Source organism: Acrocarpospora sp. B8E8 (assembly GCF_039871605.1).
Taxonomy (GTDB): domain Bacteria; phylum Actinomycetota; class Actinomycetes; order Streptosporangiales; family Streptosporangiaceae; genus Acrocarpospora; species Acrocarpospora macrocephala.
Genome location: NZ_JBDPLV010000171.1, coordinates 1 through 2416 on the forward strand (window position 1 = coordinate 1; position 2416 = coordinate 2416).

Sequence of the window (2416 nt, forward strand, 5' to 3'; positions counted from 1 at the left end):
CCCAGAGCTCCGGAAGTTGGTGACCCGCACGTGCGCTCACGTGCGGGTTCCTACACATCACATCTCTGCAAATCTTGTTGAAATAAGATAAGGTGTGAAGGTGTCCGCAGCCGTAGCGGTCATGCTTGACGGCATGCCCGACACTCGTGATCTGCGGTGCGACCACGCCGATGGCCAGGTAGTGATCAGCGTGGGCCGCACCGCGCTGTTCTGCTACGACGAGCAAGACCTGGGGATGCGCAACCTGGCGGTGACCGCGCTGCGCCAGCTGCGCTTCCCCGGCCGCCGGGTGGCCGCCGTGCTGGGCCTGTCGGAGCAGTACGTGTCCACCCTCCACAGCCGGGCCCTGCGCGAGGGCGCGGCGGGCGTGGTCGTGGTCTCCGGCCGCCCGGTCAAGCTGACCGCCGCCCAACTGGGCAAGGCCCGCGCGTGGAAGCAGGCCGGGATGTCGAACGTGGAGATCGGCCGCCGGCTCGGGGTGCACAATTCCACGATCAGCCGCGCGTTGAACGGCGAGGCCGCGACCACCCCGGCGCCCCAGGCCGAGCCGGATCAGCACGCGACGGATCAGCACGCGACGGATCAGCACGCGACGGATCAGCACGCGAGGAGCGGGCCGGGCACCGAGGGCGAACAGCTCGATCTGCCGGCCCCCGGTGCGGAGCCACAGGCCATCCCCGAGCCCGGGAACATCGCTGACGCCGAACCCGAGACCGAACCCGAGACCGAACCCGAGACCGCTGGTGGGGTAGCGGGTGGGGTGCGGCCGGGTCGCCTGGCCGAGGCGGTGACGGCCAGCCGGTATGCCGGGGCGATGCTGCTGCACGCCTTCTTCGATCGGATCGACGCGGCGGCCGTGCTCGGCCAGGTCGCCCAAGCCCGGCAGGAGAAAGCCGCCGGCGCATCGGGCGGGGCCGCTTCGGCCCGGTTCGATGATGTGGCGGTGCTGACCGCCACCACGCTGGCGTTCGCGCTCGGCGCGGGCAGCCTGGAACAGGTCAAACACCTGCTTCCCGGCCAGTGCGGGCCGCTGGCCGGGCTGGCGCGGCTGCCCGAACTGCGCACGCTGCGTCCCCGGCTGGCCGCCCTGGCCGAGGCGAGCGATCCCCTGGCGGCGCAACGCGACCTGGCCGCCGCGATGCTGGCGGCCGACGCGCCGGGGATGGACCTGTACTTCGTCGATGACCACTTCGTCCCCTACGGCGGCGCCAAACCCGCCGGGAAATGCTGGAACAACAAACGGGGTCGAGCCGAGAAGGGCGTCGGCGACACGGTGGTGGTCGACTACCGGGGCCGGGCGGTCACCTTCATCTCCGGCGAACCGTCCGGGCTGAGCAGAACACTGCCCACGGCGCTGGCCGAACTACGGCAGGTCGTCGGGGCGGAAGCGAAAATCATGCTGGGGTTCGACCGGGGCGGCGCGTACGCCTCGGTGTTCACCATCTGCCGCGCCCAGCGGGTGGACTGGATCACCTACCGGCGCGGCACCCTGACCACCACCGGCACCGAGCCGAAACGCTATTTTCACGCCGGTATCGACGGCGTCCGGGGACAGGTGCTGCTCGCCGATGAACAGGTCGACCTGCCCGAGTACGGCACCTGCCGCCAGCTGACCTTGTTCGAAGGCGAGCCCGGCGCCGAACGCCCGGTGCTGCAGGTGCTGACCAGCGACACCGCCGCCCCGGCCGCGGCGCTGTCGGCCTGGCTGCGCTGCCGGTGGCGGATCGAGAACGTGCTGAAAGACCTGATCCGCCATTACGGCATGGACTGGCTGTGTTCCTACACCGCCGACCTGATCGACGACACCCCGATGATCGACAACCCGGCGCGGAAGAAGGGCCGCGCCGACCTGAGGAAGGCCGGCGACGCCCTGGCCGCGGCCGAACGCGACCTGGCCCAGCTGACCTGCTCCGACCAGCCGATCACCGTGATCAACCGCAAACTGGCCGCCGCCCAGCGGGAGATCGACCGCGCCGGCACCGCCGTGCGAGCCGCCGAAGCCGCGCTCGCGCCGATCCCGGCCAAGCTGCCCGCCAACCAGATCACCGGCGGAGCCGAACGGGCCATCTTCCGCACCCGGCGGCGTGCCCTGCAGATGGTGCTGCGACTGCTCGCCTTCAACGCCGAGCTGTGGATCGCCGATCATCTCAACGCCTACCTGCGTGACTCCGACGAATACCGGTCGGCCGCCCGCGCCCTGTTCCACCTGCCCGGCACCATCACCTACACCCCGCACGTGATCATCGTGGCGCTCCAGGCCCCGCACACCCCCAAGACTGCCCGCTGCCTCGCCCTGCTCCTCGAAGAGATCAACAACAAGCCGCCCCGGATACCCGGCGACGACCGGCCCATCACCTACACGATCAACCCGTGATCGACATTCAACGGCTCGCGGAGCTCAATTTCCGGAGCTCTG

1 protein-coding gene is annotated in these 2416 nt (G+C 70.2%); it reads left to right on the top strand.

The annotated features are described in order from the left end of the window. Positions 1-100: 100 nt before the first annotated feature. Positions 101-2374 carry a helix-turn-helix domain-containing protein gene (locus ABGB08_RS54320; protein ID WP_347608371.1) on the top strand — a complete coding sequence of 758 codons (2274 nt, stop codon included), beginning with the start codon at positions 101-103 and terminating at the stop codon, positions 2372-2374. Positions 2375-2416 lie beyond the last annotated feature (42 nt).